Source organism: Cobetia sp. 5-25-4-2 (assembly GCF_013374075.1).
Lineage (GTDB): Bacteria > Pseudomonadota > Gammaproteobacteria > Pseudomonadales > Halomonadaceae > Cobetia > Cobetia marina.
Genome location: NZ_BLWK01000025.1, coordinates 1 through 621 on the forward strand (window position 1 = coordinate 1; position 621 = coordinate 621).

Below are 621 nucleotides of genomic sequence, written 5' to 3' on the forward strand. Positions count from 1 at the left end.
AGTTCACGGATGCCGCGACCAAGGACACCGTCACCGACACCCCGACGCTGAACGACACCGATGGCACCACCCTCTCCGGCACCGGTGAGCCCGGCGCGACCGTCGACATCACCGATGGCAATGGCAACCCGGTCGCCACCACCGAAGTCGAAGAGGATGGCACCTTCTCGGTCGATCTCGACCCGATGCCGGAAGACGGTACCGAGCTGACCGCCACCGCGACCGATCCAGCCGGCAACACCAGTGCGCCGTCCAACCCCGTCACCGTCGACAGCAACACCGACACCACCCCGCCGGCGGAAGGCGACAACAGCATCGCCTTTGTGGATGGTGGCGATGCCTTCCTGAATGCCGACGAGATCGGCAACGTGACGCTGACCGGCTCCATCGAAGACGGCCTGGACAGCAGCAACGTCCAGCTGGTGATCACCGACGGCGAAGGTGGCTCCGTCACCGTCGACCCCGCCGATATCACTGTCGATGGCACTACTCTGACTGTCGCTGGCCAGAATCTCTCCGACCTGGCCGAGGGCGAACTGACCGCGACGTTGACCGTCACTGACGACGCCGGTAATGCGGCCGAGTTCACGGATGCCGCGACCAAGGACACCGTCACCGACA

General features: G+C 65.1%; 1 protein-coding gene. It reads left to right on the plus strand.

The genetic code is table 11. From position 1 onward, the window contains the following. Positions 1–621: Ig-like domain-containing protein (locus tag HXS65_RS17365; protein WP_176494534.1), on the plus strand; the 621-nt coding region annotated here is incomplete at both ends.